Annotated in this window: 17 protein-coding genes; 11 read left to right on the top strand and 6 right to left on the bottom strand. The window is 71.8% G+C overall.

The annotated features are described in order from the left end of the window. Positions 1–68: 68 nt before the first annotated feature. Positions 69–611 carry a dihydrofolate reductase family protein gene (locus tag G569_RS0103730; RefSeq protein WP_028062428.1) on the top strand — a complete coding sequence of 181 codons (543 nt, stop codon included), beginning with the start codon at positions 69–71 and terminating at the stop codon, positions 609–611. On the opposite strand, the gene G569_RS0103725 is transcribed toward G569_RS0103730, so the two are convergent. The 5 genes from G569_RS0103725 to G569_RS45280 all read right to left on the bottom strand — a co-directional run bounded on the left by G569_RS0103725 (position 584) and on the right by G569_RS45280 (position 6,296). Further along, the gene (locus tag G569_RS0103725; RefSeq protein ID WP_053225791.1) at positions 584–1,330 is read right to left on the bottom strand and encodes a MaoC/PaaZ C-terminal domain-containing protein; all 747 of its coding nucleotides are present in this window, start codon (positions 1,328–1,330) and stop codon (positions 584–586) included. The genes G569_RS0103730 and G569_RS0103725 overlap by 28 nt on opposite strands. Next, a complete protein-coding gene (locus G569_RS0103720) occupies positions 1,324–2,565 on the bottom strand; it encodes a 3-oxoacyl-ACP reductase (protein WP_028062426.1) in 1,242 nt (413 codons plus the stop codon). Before G569_RS0103720 ends, G569_RS0103725 begins: the two co-directional genes overlap by 7 nt. Continuing rightward, a complete protein-coding gene (locus tag G569_RS0103715; RefSeq protein WP_028062425.1) occupies positions 2,562–3,827 on the bottom strand; it encodes an acetyl-CoA C-acetyltransferase in 1,266 nt (421 codons plus the stop codon). The genes G569_RS0103720 and G569_RS0103715 overlap by 4 nt, the downstream gene beginning before the upstream one ends. Continuing rightward, complete coding sequence (locus tag G569_RS57200) at positions 3,824–4,390, bottom strand: TetR/AcrR family transcriptional regulator (protein WP_053225790.1); 567 nt, start codon at positions 4,388–4,390, stop codon at positions 3,824–3,826. Before G569_RS57200 ends, G569_RS0103715 begins: the two co-directional genes overlap by 4 nt. Positions 4,391–4,457: 67 nt before the next feature. Next, positions 4,458–6,296 carry an acyl-CoA dehydrogenase family protein gene (locus G569_RS45280; RefSeq protein WP_037494263.1) on the bottom strand — a complete coding sequence of 613 codons (1,839 nt, stop codon included), beginning with the start codon at positions 6,294–6,296 and terminating at the stop codon, positions 4,458–4,460. A gap of 92 nt (positions 6,297–6,388) precedes the next feature. Between G569_RS45280 and G569_RS57195 the strand changes: the two genes are divergently transcribed. From G569_RS57195 to G569_RS0103655, 10 genes are all read left to right on the top strand, one after another. Further along, positions 6,389–8,041 carry a S8 family peptidase gene (locus G569_RS57195; protein ID WP_084284108.1) on the top strand — a complete coding sequence of 551 codons (1,653 nt, stop codon included), beginning with the start codon at positions 6,389–6,391 and terminating at the stop codon, positions 8,039–8,041. Between the two features lie 38 nt (positions 8,042–8,079). Then, positions 8,080–9,090 carry a multicopper oxidase domain-containing protein gene (locus G569_RS0103695; RefSeq protein ID WP_028062424.1) on the top strand — a complete coding sequence of 337 codons (1,011 nt, stop codon included), beginning with the start codon at positions 8,080–8,082 and terminating at the stop codon, positions 9,088–9,090. Beyond that, on the top strand, positions 9,090–10,241 hold the full coding sequence (locus tag G569_RS0103690) for a ZIP family metal transporter (RefSeq protein ID WP_053225788.1): 1,152 nt from the start codon (positions 9,090–9,092) through the stop codon (positions 10,239–10,241). Before G569_RS0103695 ends, G569_RS0103690 begins: the two co-directional genes overlap by 1 nt. Beyond that, positions 10,241–10,921 (top strand): metal-dependent transcriptional regulator, encoded by a 681-nt coding sequence (locus G569_RS0103685; protein ID WP_028062422.1) that lies wholly within the window; start codon positions 10,241–10,243, stop codon positions 10,919–10,921. Before G569_RS0103690 ends, G569_RS0103685 begins: the two co-directional genes overlap by 1 nt. A 63-nt stretch (positions 10,922–10,984) precedes the next feature. Next, positions 10,985–11,362, top strand: a complete 378-nt coding sequence (locus G569_RS0103680) for a YciI family protein (protein ID WP_028062421.1) — start codon at positions 10,985–10,987, stop codon at positions 11,360–11,362. Next, positions 11,284–12,570 (top strand): RNA polymerase sigma factor, encoded by a 1,287-nt coding sequence (locus G569_RS0103675; RefSeq protein ID WP_245602346.1) that lies wholly within the window; start codon positions 11,284–11,286, stop codon positions 12,568–12,570. Before G569_RS0103680 ends, G569_RS0103675 begins: the two co-directional genes overlap by 79 nt. Positions 12,571–12,648: 78 nt before the next feature. Further along, complete coding sequence (locus tag G569_RS0103670) at positions 12,649–12,867, top strand: heavy-metal-associated domain-containing protein (protein WP_245602345.1); 219 nt, start codon at positions 12,649–12,651, stop codon at positions 12,865–12,867. Continuing rightward, complete coding sequence (locus G569_RS0103665) at positions 12,864–13,664, top strand: DUF8832 domain-containing protein (RefSeq protein WP_028062418.1); 801 nt, start codon at positions 12,864–12,866, stop codon at positions 13,662–13,664. Before G569_RS0103670 ends, G569_RS0103665 begins: the two co-directional genes overlap by 4 nt. Further along, positions 13,661–15,823, top strand: coding sequence for a heavy metal translocating P-type ATPase (locus G569_RS0103660; protein WP_028062417.1), 2,163 nt, complete (start codon positions 13,661–13,663; stop codon positions 15,821–15,823). The genes G569_RS0103665 and G569_RS0103660 overlap by 4 nt, the downstream gene beginning before the upstream one ends. A gap of 51 nt (positions 15,824–15,874) precedes the next feature. Next, positions 15,875–17,293: a calcium-binding protein gene (locus tag G569_RS0103655; RefSeq protein WP_157591789.1), complete on the top strand. Its 1,419-nt coding sequence runs from the start codon at positions 15,875–15,877 to the stop codon at positions 17,291–17,293. Here the strand turns inward: G569_RS0103655 and G569_RS57190 are convergent. Then, a complete protein-coding gene (locus tag G569_RS57190; protein ID WP_028062415.1) occupies positions 17,254–17,946 on the bottom strand; it encodes a GNAT family N-acetyltransferase in 693 nt (230 codons plus the stop codon). The genes G569_RS0103655 and G569_RS57190 overlap by 40 nt on opposite strands. Between the last annotated feature and the right edge of the window lie 53 nt (positions 17,947–17,999).

Below are 17,999 nucleotides of genomic sequence, written 5' to 3'. Positions count from 1 at the left end.
ACGCGGTCGCTGAGCGCCACCTACGGCGCTGATAATCCCTTGATGGCTTATGAGTAAGAACCTCATATATGCCTTTGGTCCAGTACTACGCCGCCGCCTCGTTGGACGGCTACATCGCTGAAGAAGACGGCGGTTTGCAGTGGCTTTTCGACGCCGCGGACAACCCCCTGGAGGGCGGCGACGACAACTACAACGCGTTCTACGCCCAGGTGGGGGCGTTGGCGATCGGCGCGAGCACCTACGAGATCATGCTCACGCACGCGTGGGAGTACGAGGGCGTCCCGGCGTGGGTCTTCACCCACCGCGACCTCCCGACCCCCGACGGCGCGGACGTCCGCTTCGTCCAGGGCGCCGTCGCCGAGCACATCGCCGACATGCGGGAAGCCGCCGGCGATCGCAACGTGTGGGTGGTGGGCGGCGGCGAGCTCGCCAGCCAGTTCGCGGAGGCGGGCGAGCTCGACGAGCTGATCGTGTCCTACGTCCCGGCCGTGCTCGGGCAGGGCATCCCGCTGTTCGCGCGTTCGGTGCCCGAGGTGCAGCTGGTCTCGTCCGAGCGGCTCCCGCAGGACATGGTCCAGAGCACCTACGTGCTCAAACGCCCTTCGACGTGACCGTGCACGGCGAAGCGGTCCTCCGCCTCGCCGAACGTCACCGTCCCCGGCAGCAGGATCGGCTTCTTGAAGCGCACCTCGGCGGTGAAGGCGTCCGGAAGCCGTAGCGCGGCCAGGCAGCGCGCCTTCGTCCACATCCCGTGGGCGATGGCGCGCGGGAAGCCGAACGGCTTCGCCGCCCACGCGTGCAGGTGGATCGGGTTGTGGTCGCCGGAGACCGCGGCGTAGCGGCGGCCGAGATCGTCCGCGAGCCGCCATTGCGCCAGCACAGGCACGTCCTCGAACGCCCACTCGTCGCGCACCGACTCGTCCCCCTCGCCCCGCTTGAGGTTCGTCGACGCGCTCTCCCACACCAGCTCGTCATCCACACGCGCGTGCGTGAGGAAGTCGAACACGCGCCCGCGGCGGTGCGGCCGCAGCTCGGAGATCCGCACGCTCAGCGCGAGCTCCTCGCCGAGCAGCAGCGGCCGGTGCTGGGTGATCCGGTTGGCGATGTGCACGACGCCGACCGCGCTGAACGGCGCCCGCGCCAGCAGCTCCATCTGCGCGCCGAACGCCAGCACGTGCGGGTAGGTGGGCGGGAGCTCGTCGCGCAGCGTGAAGCCGCACAGGTGCGCGTACTTGGCCAGCGCGTCGCGATCGACCGTCACGGTGCGCTTCAGCGTCTCCTCCGGCATCGAGGAGCCGAACGGAAGCGCGGCTTTCAGCGTCGTCAGCATCCGAGCAGCGACTGTCCGCAGACCCGGATCACGTTGCGGTCGAGGCCCGAGCCGGCCAGGAACGCGACCGTCTCGGCGACGTCGACCGGCAGCCCGCCCTGGCGCAGCGAGTTCATCCGCCGCCCCGCCTCGCGGATCGCGATCGGGATCGCCGCCGTCATCTGCGTCTCGATGAACCCCGGCGCGACCGCGTTGATCGTGATCCCGCGCTCGAGCTCCAGATCGCTCACCAGGTCGAGCAGCCCCGCCTTGGACGTCGCGTAGTTCGTCTGGCCGGCATTGCCCGCGATCGCGCTCAGCGAGGACACGCACACGATCCGCCCGTCGTCGTTCAGGCGCAGCGCTTCGGTGATCCGCTCAGGCGCCAGGAGATTGACCTCCATCAGCGACTGCCAACGCTCCTCGGGCATCTTCGCCAGCGTGCGGTCCTTCGTCACGCCCGCGTTGTGCACCAGGATGTCGAGACCGCCGGCGAACCGGTCGGCGAGCTGCTCCGGCGCCTCGGGCGCCGTGATGTCGAGCTCGATGTCGGCCTCGCGCAGGTCGAGCCTGACCACCGACGCGCCCTCCCGTTCCAGGACCTCGGCGATCGCCGCGCCGATCCCGCGCGACGCGCCCGTGACCAAGGCGGTTCGGCCCGACAGTGCGACGGCGCTGCCGGACCCGACGCGGAACACCTGCCCGGACACGTACGCCGACCGCGGTGAGAGCAGGAAGCGCAGCGTCGGCCCGATGTCCCCACCGGGCTCGACCTGCACGAGGTTGACCGTCGCGCCGCGCCCGATCTCCTTGCCGAGCGAGCGCGTGAAGCCCTCCAGCGCGCGCCGCCCGCCGCCGAGCACGATCACCCGCCCGGACGGCTCGACCCGCCGCACCGTGGGGTGGAAGAAGCGCTGCAGCTCCACCAACTCCGTCGACGATGTGATCCCGGTCGCGTCGAACACGAGCGCCTTGAACGTGCGATCGGCCGGCGCCTGGGGGTTGAACACGGCGGCGTCGAGGCCCGCGGCGGCGGCCGAGGTGCGCACGGGATCGTCGAGCGCCGTGGCGCTGTCGGCGCCGATCTCCTTCAAGACGCGAGCGGCCGCCTCGGCGAGCCGCCCGGCCCCGCCGAGCAGCACGCGCCCGCTGAACTCGCCCCCACGCTGGAGCGTGACCGGCTGCGGCAGCCCGATCCGCTTGGCGACCGTCCCGGCCACCGGCAGCTTCACCAACTGCGAATACCGATCGCTCATGCCGCCTCCAAGATCGCCACGACACCCTGACCGCCCGCGGCGCAGATCGAGATGACGCCGCGGCCGGAGCCCCGCTCGTTCAGCGCCTTCGCCAGCGACGCCACGATCCGCCCACCGGTCGCGGCGAACGGATGTCCCGCCGCCAGCGATCCGCCATTGACGTTCAAACGTGTCCGGTCGATCTCGCCGACCGCTGCGTCGCGCCCGAGCTTCTCGCGCGCGAACACCGGGTCCCGCCACGCCGCCAGCGTCGCCAGCACCTGCGACGCGAAGGCCTCGTGGATCTCGTACAGGTCGAAGTCGCCGAGCCCCATCGAGTTCCGGTCCAGCAGCACGGGCATCGCGTACGCGGGCGCCATCAAGAGCCCCTCGCCGCGGTGCACGTGATCCACCGCCGCGGTCTGCGCGTCGACGAAATACGCCAACACCGGCAGCCCGCGGGCAGCCGCCCACTCCTCCGACGCCAGCAGGACGGTCGACGCGCCGTCGGTCAGCGGCGTCGAGTTGCCCGCGGTCATCGTGTCCCCGAACACCGGCTTGAGCTTCGCCAGCTTCTCGACCGTCGAGTCCGGTCGGAGGTTCTCGTCGCGCTCCAGGCCGAGATACGGCGTGATCAGGTCGGCGTAGAAGCCGCGGTCGTAGGCGGCGGCCATCGCGACGTGCGACGCCGCCGCGAGCTCGTCCTGCTCGGAGCGCGCGATTCCCCACTCGGCCGCGGTCTTCGCGGCGTGCTCGCCCATCGAGAGCCCGGTCCGCGGCTCGGCGTTGCGCGGGATCACGGGCACGATCTGGCCGGGTCGCAGCCGCGTGAGCTGCTTCGCCCGCCCGGGCAGCGACTTCGCCCGGTTGATGTCGAGCAGGATGTGCCGCAGATCCTCGTTGACCGCGATCGGCGCGTCCGACGCCGTGTCGACCCCACCCGCGATCCCCACGTCGATCTGGCCGAGCGCGATCTTGTTCGCCACCGTGATCACCGTCTCCAGGCCGGTCCCGCAGGCCTGCTGGACGTCGTAGGCGGGCGTCTCAGGGGCGAGCTTGGAGCCGAGCACGGCCTCGCGGGTGAGGTCGCGGTCGCGGGCGTGCTTCAAGACCGCACCCGCCACGACCTCGCCGAGCCGCTCGCCCTCGAGCGAGAAGCGCTCGACCAGGCCGTCGAGCGTCGCGGTCAGCATGTCCTGGTCGGACGCGTGCGCGTAGGTCCCGTTGGACCGCGCGAAGGGGATTCGGTTGCCGCCGACGATGGCGACGCGTCTCGTGTTCATCGACTCCTCAATCCAGGTTCGATCGTGCGAATCAAGAGTTCCGCCGTGCGCTCGGCGGTCATGTCCTCGGCGGTCAGCCACCAGCGGCCCAGCGCCTCGGCGGCGCCGAATATCGCCACCGCCAGCGGCTCCACCGCGCGGCTCTCCGAGTGGATCGCCGCCGTCACGAGCCCCTCCATGCGAGCGCGGTAGGCGCGCACCCGCGTGGCGATCTCGCCACCCGCGGGCAGCGTCTCGTCGTGCAGCAGCCGCCAGGACTCGACGTCCGTGTCCAGGAACGCGAAGAAGGCGTGGATGCCGGCGCGCAGCGCGCCAGGGGCGTCGGACGCGGCCGCGACGGCCGAGACGACGGACTCGAGCAGCGCCTCCGCGGCCGGCTCCATGCAGGCCAGGAAGAGCTGCTCCTTGTTGCCGTAGTAGTTGTAGAGCAGCGGTTTCGTCACCCCGACGGCTGCCGCGACCTCGTCCATCGTCACGTCGGCGTACCCGCGCGCGGCGAACAGCGCCCCCGCAGTCTCGAGCATCTGCCGCTCGCGCTCGGCGCGCGGCAGCCGCGCTGTCATCGAGCCTCCGCCTCGCGATGCCCGAAACCGCACGCATGATGCCGACGTCCCCCGGTTGCCGGGCTCCTCATGCGGGGACGCTCTCCGCCACGACGCGCGCGTCGCCGAGCACCGCCTCCGGCACCCCGAACGCGTCGACCAGCGCGCGCACGTCCGGCCGCAGCTCGGCGCAGAGCTGGTTGACGGCCTTGATGATCGCCTTCGAGCGGCTGCCGGAGATCCGGCCGTGCTCGAGGTAGTAGGCGCGCTCGGCCTCGATCGTGTGCAGCGCATAGAGGTTGCGCAGCGGCGCGACGGCCTCGTCGGTCGGGAACGCCTCGAGGATCACGAGGTCGATCCACGAGCGCGCGGCCTCGAGCACGTGGTCCTGGCTGTCGACGAGCACCGAGAACGGGTCGCGCTTCGCGTCGATCCCGCGCTTCAGCCGCCGCGCGGCGCTCTCCAGCAGGTGCTCGTGACGCCAGCGGAACAGGTCGAGCTGGGTCTCGCGCGAGAGCAGGTCGCCGCCGTCGGTGAGCTTGCGCAGCGGTGTGCGCTCCGCCAGCAGCCCCAGCGCCTGCCCGGCGACGAACTGCGCCAGCCCGAGCGGATCGAGGTCCGAGACCTGGTCCTTGCAATCGGTCAACAGGTTCTTGGCGGTGAGCTGGAGCAGGACGGTGTTGTCGCCCTCGAACGTCGTGAACACATCGGTGTCGGCCTTCAGGGCCGCGAACCGGCTCGACCGCAGGTAGCCCGACCCGCCGCACGCCTCGCGGCAGCTCTGAATCGTCTCGGACGCGTGCCAGGTCGAGATGGCCTTCTGCGCCGCCGCGAACGTCTCCAGCTGGCGCCGCGCGGGCTCGTCGTCGCCCGCGAACGCCTCGTCGAGCTCGTTCACCAGCCGCTGCTGCGCGAACGCCAGCGCGTAGGTCTTGGCGATCGCCGGGAGCAGCCGCCGCTGGTGGGTGCGGTAGTCCATCAGCAGCGCCTCGGGCTCGCCGGGCGGACCGAACTGGCGCCGCTCGAGCGCCCGCCGGACGGCGATCGTGAGCGCGACCTTCGACGCGCTGATGCCGGCGCCGGACACGCTCACGCGGCCCTGGATCAGCGTGCCGAGCATCGTGAAGAAGCGCTTGGTCGGGTTCTCGATCGGGCTCGAATAGGTCCCGTCGGGCGCCACCGACGCGTAGCGGTCGAGCAGGTTCTCGCGCGGGACGCGCACGTGGTCGAACCAGATCCGCCCGTTGTCGACGCCGTTGAGGCCGAGCTTGGCGCCGCAGTCCTCGAGTCGCACGCCGGGGAGCGCGTCGCCGGCATCGTCGCGGATCGGGACGAGCAGCGCGTGCACGCCCTGCACCTCGCCGCCGGTGATCAGCTGCGCGAAGACGACCGCCATGCGCCCGTCGCGGGCGGCGTTGCCGATGTAGTCCTTGCGGGCGTCGTCGTCAGGGGTGTGGATGACGAACTCGCCGTCCTCGAAGGTCGCGGTCGTCCGCAGCGCGTGCACGTTGGAGCCGTGGCCGGTCTCGGTCATCGCGAAGCAGCCCGGCAGCGCGAGCGTCGCCACGTCGCGCAGATAGCGCTCGTGGTGCCGCTCGGTTCCGAGGTGGAGGATCGCTCCGCCGAAGAGGCCGAACTGCACGCCGCACTTGACCAACAGCGACAGGTCGCCCATCGCCAGCGCCTCGAACGCGGTCACGCTCTTGCCCGGCGCGCCCTCGCCCCCGTATTCGACGGGGTAGCCGATCCCGGTGTCGCCTTCGGACGCGAGCTCCCGCGCCCACGCGAGCACGCGCTCGCGGTGCTCCTCGATGCCGAGGTCGTCGATCGGTTCGTTGCCGGGTTCCGACAGCCACCAGCGGACCCGGTCGCGGGTCTCCGGATAGCGACCGTCGAGCAGTGCCCGGAGCGTCTCAGTCGTGCCCATACGACCAAGTTACCCGGATATAAATTCAAGCAAGCGGACGTGTGATCGTTCGCACGCTCAAGTTCGGCCGACGGTTGCCGATAAGCCAAGTGATGCGTTCACTGGTCATGACCGCGCTCGTCGTGTTCTTTGCCGTTCCCGCCTCGGCGCAGGCCGCCGAAGGCGACATCATCGTCCAACGCGTCCCGGGGCTCGATCACACGGAGCGCGCCGAGTTGCGCGCCGACGCCCGCGTCGAGCTCGTCAAGCCGCTCCCCGTCGAGGACACCGAGCTCGTCAGCGCCCACAACACCGCCAAGGCGCTCGCGGATCTGCGCGCCGACGACGACGTCGTCTACGCCGAGCCCGACCGTCGCGTGCGCCTGACCCGCGCCATGGACGATCCCGGCTTCGGCACGCTGTGGGCGCTCGAGAACACGGGCCAGATGATCGGCGGACAGCTCGGCACCGCCGGCGACGACATCGACGCCGTCGCCGCGTGGGACCAGAGCGAGGGCACGGGCGTCACCGTCGCGGTCGTCGACACCGGCATCAACTCGACCCACGTCGACCTCGACGGTCAGATCGCGACCAACACCGCCGAGGCCAACGGGCTCCCCGGCGTCGACGACGACGGCAACCACCTCGTCGACGACGTCCACGGCTGGGACTTCGTCTCCAGCGACGCGACTCCCCAGGACGGTCAAGGTCACGGCACCCACGTGTCCGGGACGATCGCCGCCGAGGGGGAGAACAGCCTCGGCGTCGTCGGCGTCGCACCGCTGGCCAAGATCCTGCCGCTGCGCGTGCTCGACAACTCCGGCTCCGGCTGGTCGAGCGACATCGCCGAGGCGTTCGCCTACGCCGGCGACCAGGGCGTGCGCATCGTCAACGCGTCGCTCGGCGGCGGGTTCTCGCAGGCCATCGAGGACGCGGTCGCCTCGCATCCGAACACGCTCTACGTCGTCGCCGCGGGCAACGACGGCGCGGACTCCGACACCGACCCCGACGCCTACCCGTGCGCCCTGCCGGAGAGCAACCTGATCTGCGTCGGCGCCAGCGACAACCGCGACCAGGTCGCCGGCTTCTCGAACTACGGTCCCGCGACGGTCGACCTCTTCGCTCCCGGAGTGCGGATCTACTCGACGCTCTCCAACGGCTCCTACGGCTTCAAGGACGGCACGTCGATGGCGTCGCCGCACGTCGCCGGCGCCGCCGCGCTCGCGCTGTCGGCCCGACCGGACGCCACGACGGCGTTCCTGCGTTATGCGCTGCTGCACTCGGTCGACGTCCAGCCGGGCTGGGAGACGTGGTCGGTCAGCGGCGGGCGCCTGAACGCGAACGCGGCGGTCACGACGATCCAGGGCAGCGCGCCGCCGACCGAGACGCCGACGCCCGAACCGCCGGTCGAGACGCCCACGCCCGAGCCCCCGGCTCCGCCGCCCCCGCCGGTCGCACCGACCCCGACGCCGGCTCCGGTCACGCCCGCGGCGCTCACGCTGACCAACCTCAAGCTCACCGGCTCGCTCGGCAGCAAGCTCCGGGTCGGGTTCCGGCTCTCGCGCAGCGCGTGGGTGAAGTACACGGTCAAGGCCGCGGGCGCCAAGACCGTCGCCAGCTGGAAGCTGCTCGGCCAGGCCGGCGACAACACGGTGCTGCTGCGGCGCAGGCTCCCCACCGGGAAGCGGCTCAAGAGCGGCTCCTACACGCTGACCGTCACCGTCAGCCCGACCGCCGCGGCCTCGAAGGTCATCCGGGTTCACTAAGTTCCCATCGAAAAGTTAGGTATGCCACAATTCGTGGCGTGCCAGAGCTAACTCGACGTCGTTTGATCGCCGGCGGTGTCCCCCTGCTCGGCGCCGCCGCCCTCGTTCGCGCCGGCTCCGCGGGCGGGCATTCAATGCAGGGCCACCAGGGACACGCGGGCCACGACGCAAGCCACGCCAACTTCCGCGGCGGCGTCGCGGTCGACCACGCCGCCAACGGCTTCGATCCGCACGAGATCGTCCGCGACTTCGACTGGGGCAAGACCTCGCGCGTGAACGGGCGGGTCGTGCGCGAGTGGGAGCTGATCGCGGTCGACAAGGAGATCGAGGTCATGCCGGGCGTGAAGTTCGCCGCCTGGACCTACAACGGGCGCATTCCGGGGCCGACCCTGCGGGCGCGGGAGGGCGAGCGGCTGCGGATCCGCTTCGCCAACGGCTCACAGCACCCGCACACCATCCACTTCCACGGCATCCACCCGGCCGAACAGGACGGCGTGCCGGGGCTCGGCGCGGGCCAGATCGAGCCGGGCGGCTCGACGGTCTACGAGTTCGACGCGCTCCCGGCCGGGCTGCACCTCTACCACTGCCACGTGCGGCCGCTGGCCGAGCACATCGCCAAGGGGCTCTACGGCGCGTTCATCATCGATCCGGCCGAGCCGCGCGAGGAGGCGGACGAGCTCGTGATGGTCATGAACGGGTTCGACACGAACTTCGACCGTGCGAACGAGGTCTACGCGGCCAACTCGATCGGGTTCGCCTACATGGACCGTCCGATCCAGGCGCGGTTGAACGAGCTCGTGCGGGTCTACATCGTCAACGTGCTCGAGTACGACCTGATCAACTCGTTCCACCTGCACGGGAACCTGTTCGACTACTACCCGACGGGCACGTCGAAGACCCCGTCGGAGCTGACCGACACGGTGATGCTCTGCCAGGGCCAGCGCGGGATCGCGGAGTGGCGCTTCCCGCACCCGGGCAAGTACATGTTCCACGCGCACCAGTCCGAGTTCACCGAGCTCGGCTGGCAGGGCTTCTTCGAGGTCTCGTGATGACGACCGCCGTGCGTCTTCCCGTGTGGGTGCTGGGGCTCGTGCCGCTGCTGTTGATCGTCGCCGGCATCGGGCTGTTCGCGGCGCTCGACGCGCCCGGGTTGGGCGATCGTCGCGGGCCGCCGGCGGAGGAGCTGGCGGTCGAGCGGACCGTTCTGAAGCCGGGCGAGATCGCGCTGACGCTGCGCAACGACGGGGCCGACGCGGTCTCGGTCGCGCAGGTCGTCGTCAATGACGGCTTCGCGCAGTTCACCGGCGCCGAGGACCCGATCGGGCGGCTCGAGACGGCCACGGTGCACGTCGTCCAGCCGTGGGTCGAGGGCGAGGCGTACGAGGTGGCGCTGGTCACGTCGAGCGGCGGGACGATCGTGCACGAGATCCCCGTCGCGGTCGAGACGCCGTCGGCGGACGCCGGCTTCTTCGGGCTGATGGCGCTGCTCGGCGTCTACGTGGGCGTGATCCCGATCGCCCTGGGCATGCTGTGGCTGCCGTGGCTGCGGCGGGTCCCGCCCGAGTGGTTGCGGGCGTTGATGGCGCTGACCGTGGGGCTGTTGGCATTTCTCGCCGTCGATGCGACTTTGGAAGGCCTGGAGCTGGCGGGCGAGGGCTCGCAGGCGTTCGGCGGCGCGGCGCTGGTGTTCGTGGGCGCGGGGGTCGCGTACCTGCTGCTGGCGGGCGTGTCGTCGTGGCTGGGTCGCCGAGCGGGGGCGGGATCCGCCGTGCTCGTGGCGTTCGGCATCGGGCTGCACAACCTCGGCGAGGGCGTCGCGATCGGCGCGGCGTACTCCGCGGGCGCATTGGCGCTGGGCGCGTTCCTGGTGATCGGGTTCGCGATCCACAACACGACCGAGGGGCTGGCGATCGTGGCGCCGCTCGCGCGCGAGAAGGCATCGGCGGGGAAGCTCGCGGTGCTGGGCCTGCTCGCGGGCGGTCCGGCGGTGCTCGGCGCCTGGATCGGCGCGGGCGCCTACAACGCCTCGATGGCCGCGTTCCTGTTCGGGTTCGGGGCGGGCGCGATCGTGCAGGTGATCGTCACGCTCTGGCCGTCATTGCGCGATGGGGAGGGACGCGCACTGCATCCGGCGTCCGTGACGGGCATCCTTGGGGGCATGGCGCTGATGTTCGCGACCGGCCTCCTGGTGGCCGCCTGATGGCGGCGGCCGAGCGGGAGCGCCCGTCGGAAGCGATCGAGGACTACGCGAAGGCGATCTACTCCCTGGCCCGCCAGGGAGACGGAACCGTGGCCACCAACGCGCTGGCCGAGCGGCTGGGCGTGACCCCGGCCTCCGTCAGCGCGATGGTCAAGAAGCTCGACGAGCGCGGCCTCGTGCGGCACGTCCGCTACAAGGGCGTCGCCCTGACGCCCGCCGGCGAGCGGGTGGCGCTGGAGGTCATGCGCCACCACCGGCTGCTCGAGACCTACCTGGCCGAGCACCTCGGCGTCCCGTGGGACCGCGTGCACGAGGAGGCCGAAGCGCTCGAGCACGTCTTGAGCGAATACCTCGAGGCGCGGATCGCGGCCAAGCTCGGCCACCCGACCCACGACCCGCACGGCGACCCGATCCCGACGGCCGACCTCGAGATCCTCGAGGAGGACTCGTGCCGGCTCTCGGATCTCGAGGCGGGCGACCGCGGGCGCTTCGTGCGGGTGAGCGACTCGGATCCCGCGATGCTCCGTTACCTCGCCGAGCGCGGGGTCGCGCTGGGCGACGACCTCGAGGTGCTCGAGCGCCAGCCGTTCGACGGCCCCCTCACGGTCCGCTTCGGCGATCAGCTGCACGTGCTCGGCGGGACCTTGGCGCGCGCGATGCGCGTCGAACGTGGCGCGTAGACACTGTCGATCGCGCGCGGGTCGTTCGTCCCCTGGATGATCCCGAGTGACGGAGGTGTGGCGATGAAGGTGCTGTTGACGCTGTACGGCGAGGAGAAGGTCGACCTGGCGTCCTCGCCGGAGGAGATCCAGGCGACGTTCGACGGCTGGGCGGCCTTCGGTGAGGCCGCGGGCGCGGCCGGGGTGCTGATCGCCTGCGAAGGGCTCGAAGGCGCCCACGCGGCGACGACGATCCGCGTCGACGGGGCCGGGCGCCACGTCACCGACGGCCCGTTCATGGAGACCAAGGAACAGCTCGGCGGGTTCATCGTCCTCGAGGTGAAGGACCTCGACGAGGCGCTCGAGTGGGCCGCCCGCACGCCGTGGAACGGCGAGGGTCACGTGACGGAGATCCGCCCGGTGATGGACTACGACCGCTACGCGGAGCGCGCCGCGTCCTGAGCTCCGGCGACGCAGTCGAGCGCGCGTTCCGCGAGCACTTCGGCCGCGCGGTCGCGGCGCTGATCCGCGCGCTCGGCGACTGGAACCTCGCCGAGGAGGCGGTGCAGGAGGCGTTCGCGACCGCGGTCACGGTGTGGCCCCGCGAGGGCGAGCCGCGCGACCCGGCGGCCTGGATCGTCGCCGTCGCCCGCCGCCGCGCGATCGACCGTCTCCGGCGCGAGCGGCGGTTCCGCGCGCTGGCGACCGACCTCACTCCCCCAGAACAGGACGAGGCCGTGATCCCGAGCATCGCCGACGAGCGCCTGCGTCTCATCTTCACGTGTTGCCATCCCGCGCTGGCCCCAGAGGCGCAGGTCGCCCTCACGCTGCGGCTGCTCGGTGGGCTGTCGACCGCGGAGGTCGCGCACGCGTTCCTCGTGCCCGAGCCGACGATGGCGCAGCGGCTCACACGCGCCAAGGCGAAGATCAGAGATGCGCGGATCCCGTTCGTCGTGCCGGCCGAGGCGGCGCTCCCGCAGCGCCTGGAGGCCGTGCTGGACGTCATCTATCTCGTGTTCAACGAGGGGTATGCCGCGAGCGCGGGTGACACGCTGATCCGGCGTTCGCTCTGCGCCGAAGGGCTGCGGCTGGCGGCGGTGGTCGAGTCGCTGATGCCGGAATCTGCCGAGGCGCTGGGGCTGTACGCGCTGCTGCTCGCGCACGAGGCGCGGCAGGCGGCGCGGGTCGACGCCCGCGGCGACCTCGTCCTGCTCGCCGACCAGGACCGCTCGCTCTGGGACCGCGCGCTGATCGGCCGCGCGACGTCGCTGACCGCTCGGGCGCTGCGGCGCGGCCCGCCGGGGCGCTACGTGCTGCAGGCGGCGATCGCGGTCGAGCATGTCAACGCACGGCACGCGGACGACACGCGCTGGGGCAACGTCGCCGCGCTCTACTCGCACCTGGCCGCGCTCACGCCGGACCCGGTGGTCGAGCTCAACCGGGCCGTGGCGATCGCGATGGCGGGCGACCTCACCGCCGGATTGGCGCGGATCGAGACGCTCGCGCCCGCGCTCGAGCGCTACCGGTACTTCCACGCCGCCCGCGCCGACCTGCTGCGCCGCGCAGGCGACACCGACCGCGCCGCGGCCGCCTACGAGCGGGCGCTCGAACTCACCGGCGGCGGCCCCGAGCGGGCGTTCCTCGAGCGGCGTTTGCGGTCCGTGCGCTGACTCGCGCTTGACAAAATACCCTAGGGGGGTATCTTTCGGACTGTGGCCGATACCCCTAGGCCGTATACTGTCTCCGACGTGAAGGACGCTCCCATGACTTTGATCTACCGCGTTGACGGCATGAGCTGCGAGCACTGCGTGGTGGCGGTGACCGGTGAGGTCGGCGATGTCGCCGGCGTCGCGGCGGTCGACGTCGACCTGGCCTCGAAGCTCGTGACCGTGTCCGGCGCCGCCATCGACGACGCCGCGGTGGTCGCGGCGATCGACGAGGCCGGCTACGACGCGGTGCCGGCGTGATCGCGAAGCTCGCAGGGTTCGCGCTGGTGCTCGCCGTGGTGTTCGGCGTGGCCGCGGTCGCCGGCAAGGCGGTCGGTCCGGATCGCGAGGGGGCGACGACCCCGAAGGAACCCCACGGGGGTATGGGCGACGAGCACGGCGCGATGGCCGACCCGGTTCGCGGCCTCGCCGTCGCCGAGGACGGCATGCGCCTGGAGCTGGCGGCGACGTCGCTCCCGCGCGGCGAGGCCGCTGCGCTGCGGTTCCGGATCGCCGGGGCGAAGGCGGGCGACTTCGAGGTCACGCACGAAAAGCGGATGCACCTGATCGTCGTGCGCCGTGACGGGCGCGGTTTCCAGCACCTGCACCCGGTGATGGAGGCCGACGGCACGTGGAGCGCGCCGATCACGCTGGCCGACGCCGGCGCGTATCGCGTCTTCGCCGACTTCCAGCGCGGCGGAACACCGCACACGCTGGCGGCGGACCTGACCGTCGACGGCGACGCCGACTACCTCCCGTTCCCGCAGCCCGCCACGGTCGCCGAGACCGACGGGTACACCGTGACCATGACCCCGCACGGCGGCGAGCTGGGCTTCGCGATCACGCGCGCCGGCAAGCCGGTCGAGACCGAGCCGTATCTCGGCGCGGGCGGCCACCTGGTCGCGCTGCGCGAGGGCGATCTCGCGTTCCTGCACGTGCACCCCACCGAGGGTCATGGCGTCGAGTTCGAGACCGACCTCGACAAGGAGTCGCGCTACCACCTGTACCTGCAGTTCAAGCACGACGGCCGTGTCCACACGGCGGAGTTCACGCGATGAGCGCGCAGATCGAGCTACCGATCACCGGCATGACGTGCGCCTCGTGCGCGAACCGGATCGAGCGCAAGCTGAACAAGCTCGAGGGCGTGCAGGCGAGCGTCAACTACGCGACCGAGAAGGCGACCGTCGACTATGACCCGGCGGCGGTCGACCCGTCCGCGCTCGTCGGCGCGGTCGAGGCCGCGGGCTACCACGCGACGCTGCCCGCGGCGCGCGAGGAGCAGCCGGCGGCGCCTGACGAGACCGCCGCGCTGCGCTTCCGCCTGATCCTCTCGGCGGTGCTGTCGGTGCCCGTGCTGCTGGTGTCGATGATCGGCGCGCTGCAGTTCGACAACTGGCAGTGGCTGGCGCTCACGGCGACCACGCCCGTGGTCCTGTGGGGCGCGTTCCCGTTCCACCGCGCCGCGTGGGCGAACCTCAAGCACGGCACGGCGACGATGGACACGCTGATCAGCCTCGGCACCCTCTCCGCCTGGCTGTGGTCGCTCTACGCGCTCGTGCTGGGTGACGCCGGCATGCCCGGCATGCGCATGAGCTTCGACCTGATCCCCTCGCAGGGCGAGGGCTCGGACGAGATCTACCTGGAGACGGCCGCGATCGTCACCACGTTCATCCTCGCGGGCCGCTACTTCGAGGCCCGCGCGAAGCGCAGCGCCGGCGCCGCGCTGAAGGCGCTGCTGGAGCTCGGCGCCAAGGAGGTCACGCTCGTCGACGGCCGCACGATCGCGATCGAGACCCTGCAGGTCGGCGACGAGTTCCTCGTCCGCCCCGGCGAGAAGGTCGCGACCGACGGCGTCGTCGTCGAGGGCCGCTCGGCCGTCGACATGTCGCTGCTGACGGGCGAGTCCGTTCCGGTCGAGGTCGGCCCCGGCTCTGACGTCGCGGGCGCGACCGTCAACGCCGGCGGCCGGCTGATCGTCCGCGCGACCAAGGTCGGCGCCGACACCGCGCTCGCCCAGATCGCCCGCCTCGTGACCGCCGCGCAGACCGGAAAGGCGCCCGTCCAGCGGCTCGCCGACCGCGTCTCGGGCGTCTTCGTCCCGGTCGTGATCGCTTTGAGCGTCGCGACGCTCGGCTTCTGGCTCGGCACCGGCGAGAGCGCGGCGTTCGCGTTCACCGCCGCCGTCGCCGTCCTGATCATCGCCTGCCCGTGTGCGCTCGGCCTGGCGACGCCCGTCGCCCTGATGGTCGGCACCGGCCGCGGCGCCCAGCTCGGCCTGCTGATCAAGGGGCCGGAGGTGCTCGAGTCCACCCGCAAGGTCGACACCATCGTCCTCGACAAGACCGGCACCGTGACGAGCGGGAAGATGTCGCTCGTCGAGGTCATCGGCGACGACGACGCGTTGCGCCTCGTGGGCTCGCTCGAGCACTTCTCCGAGCACCCGATCGCCCGCGCGATCGCGTCCGCGACCGAGACCTACGCGTCCGTCGACGACTTCACGAATCGCGAGGGGCTCGGGGTCGAGGGCGTCGTCGAAGGCCGCCACGTGCTGGCCGGGCGCCCCGCGCTGTTCGACTCGATCCCGCCGGCGTTGGACGCCGCCCGCCGAACGGCCGAGGCCCGCGGCCACACCGCGGTCGTCGGCGGCTGGGACGGCGAGGCCCGCGCGGTCTTCGTCGTCGCCGACACGGTCAAGCCCTCCTCGCGCGAGGCGATCGCCCGCCTCAAGGCACTCGGCTTGAAGCCGATCCTCCTCACCGGCGACAACGCGACGACCGCACGCACCGTGGCTTCCGAGGTCGGCATCGACGAGGTGATCGCCGAGGTCCTGCCGTCCGAGAAGGCCGACGTGATTCGCCGCCTGCAGGCCGAGGGCCGCGTCGTGGCGATGGTGGGCGACGGCGTCAACGACGCCCCCGCGCTCGCCCAGGCCGACCTCGGCCTGGCGATCGGGACCGGCACCGACGTCGCGATCGAGGCCTCCGACCTGACGCTCGTCTCGGGCGACCTCAACGCCGCCGCCGACGCGATCCGCCTCTCGCGCGCCACCCTGCGCACGATCAAGCAGAACCTCGGCTGGGCCTTCGGGTACAACGTCGCGGCGCTGCCACTGGCCGCGGCCGGGCTCCTCAACCCCGTGATCGCGGGCCTCGCGATGGCGCTCTCGAGCCTCAGCGTGGTGTTCAACGCACTGCGCCTGCGTCGCTTCAGTACCTGATCAAAAGTGTAGTAGCGAAGCTCTTTCGATCAGAATAGCTTCCCTGATCATATGAGGCGAGCAGGCACGGCTTCGGCCTTGGTGGCGCTCACGATGTGTTCTCCGGCGGTCGCTTCGGCTTCCACCGTCGAGATCGACGGCGGCCTGACCTTCCGCGCCGCTCCGGGGGAGGTCAACGCCGTCCAGATGGAGTACCAGTTCATCAACGGCATGGGCGTGAAGCGGTGGTTCGACTACCAGTCGCCGCTGACGGCCGGCCAGGGGTGCAGCGGCCTCGGGCCGGTCGTCTGCCCGACCGGGAACTCGACCGTCTACCTCGGCGATCGCGATGACGTCGCGATCGTCGACTCGGTCAGCGGCGGCGACAACACCGTCTACGGCGAGGCCGGCGACGACGACTTCGTCGCGGGCGGGCCGACGGTCGCGTTCGGCTACGGCGGCGCGGGCGACGACACGATCATCATGGCGGTCGGCGGCGGCGCGTACGGCGACGGCGGGGGAGGCGACGACCGCATCTTCACGGCCGAGGCCGAACAGGACGAGCACCACGGTGGATCGGGCAACGACCTGATCGTCGGCGGCGGCTACGGCTCGATCCTCGACGGCGGGACCGGCGACGACGAGATCGTGCTCCGCGGGGCGAAGGTCGGAACGGTCACCGGCGGCGACGGCAGCGACGTGCTGATCGCGAAGGCCGCGACCGGCCGGCCCGGCGTGACGGTCGACGGCGGCGGTGGCGGCGACGTGATCGCCGACGAGCAGGATCCGATCGTCGTCGACGCGGGTCCCGGCAACGACCAGGTCGACGTCTTCGGCGGCGGCGACCCGGACACCGTCACGTGCGGCGCCGGCAACGACACCGTCTGGGCCGACGCGAACGACGTCGTCGCCGCCGACTGCGAGTCCGTCCAGGCGAGCGATCCGACCCTGGCGCGCGTGCAGAACGCGCTCGCGGACGCGGCCGCGCTGATGGCCCATCGCCCGAACCCGCGTGCCGGCCTCGCCGGAGCGCTGGGCACCGACCAGGTCGGTCCCGGCATGAGCACGCTCGATCCCGGCCTCCCGGAGGCCTACCGCGCGATCGCCAGCACGGGCAGGACCGTGAGCAAGGTGAGCGTCCGCACCGGCGCCGCGACGACCGCCACGCGGCTCGTCGTCGGCATCTACGCCGATGCCAACGGCCACCCTGGGCAGTTGCTGACCACGGCGGAGCGGCTCGCGCCGTTGCGCGGCGATTGGAACGACGTCGCCGTCCCGTCCGTCGCCCTCGCGGCGGGTCTGCCGTACTGGATCGGCGTCATGGGCACGGGCGGCTCGCTGCAGATCGCCAACCACGACGGCGGAACCGGCTACCAGCCGAGTGAGACCGGGCGCTTCCGGCCCGGGAACGACCCGGACGAGCTCCCGCCGGCGTGGCGCACGCTGACGCGCTATCCGCGGGACGGGGCGCTGTCCGCGTTCGCCGATTGAGCGATCGATGCGAAGAGGGTCGTGACGGTGCGGAAGCCGAGGCGTTCGTAGACGCCGAAGCCGTCAGGGCTCGCTTGGAGCGTCGCGGTGCGCGCCCCATCGGCGCGCGCCTCGGCGATCGCCGCGCCCACGACCCACGCGGCGAGGCCGCGCCGCCGGTATGCGGGCTCGGTGGCGACGTACTGCACGCTCACGTCGTCGTCGAGCAGCAGCGCCAGGGTGACGCACGCCCACTCGCCGTCGATCCGGACGCCGTGGGTGCGCACGCGCGGGTCGTCGATCGCGGCGATCAGCGGGGCGAGCCGGTCGATCTGACCGTACGCGCGGTCGTTGACGGCGCCGGCGACGTCGAGCGGCGGCGTGTCGATGGGGCCTTCGCGCGGCGGCTCCCAGCCGTCGAGGTCGAGCGCCATGCACGGCATCGCGATCTCGCCGGAGCCGTCCGTGCTCCAGACGCAGTGCGGCGCGTCGGCGAGGTCGGCGCCGGGGCGCGCGACCGCCGCGTCGATCCAGTGGTTGTCCCGTGCCCACGGCACGTGCGCGCCGACGAGACCCGGCGCGCGGATCTCGCTCGCTCCGCCGACGCCGGTCCGCCCGAGACACGCGAGCGTCTCCGCGAATCCGTCGATCGAGCGCCGCGCGTCCTCCGTCACGCCCCCAGCGTAGGCGCTCGCCACATCCGGCCAACCTCACCGGACGGGAGCGG

Origin of the sequence: Solirubrobacter soli DSM 22325, from assembly GCF_000423665.1 — a bacterium.
Classification (GTDB): domain Bacteria; phylum Actinomycetota; class Thermoleophilia; order Solirubrobacterales; family Solirubrobacteraceae; genus Solirubrobacter; species Solirubrobacter soli.
This window is presented reverse-complemented; position numbering and strand designations above follow the sequence as displayed.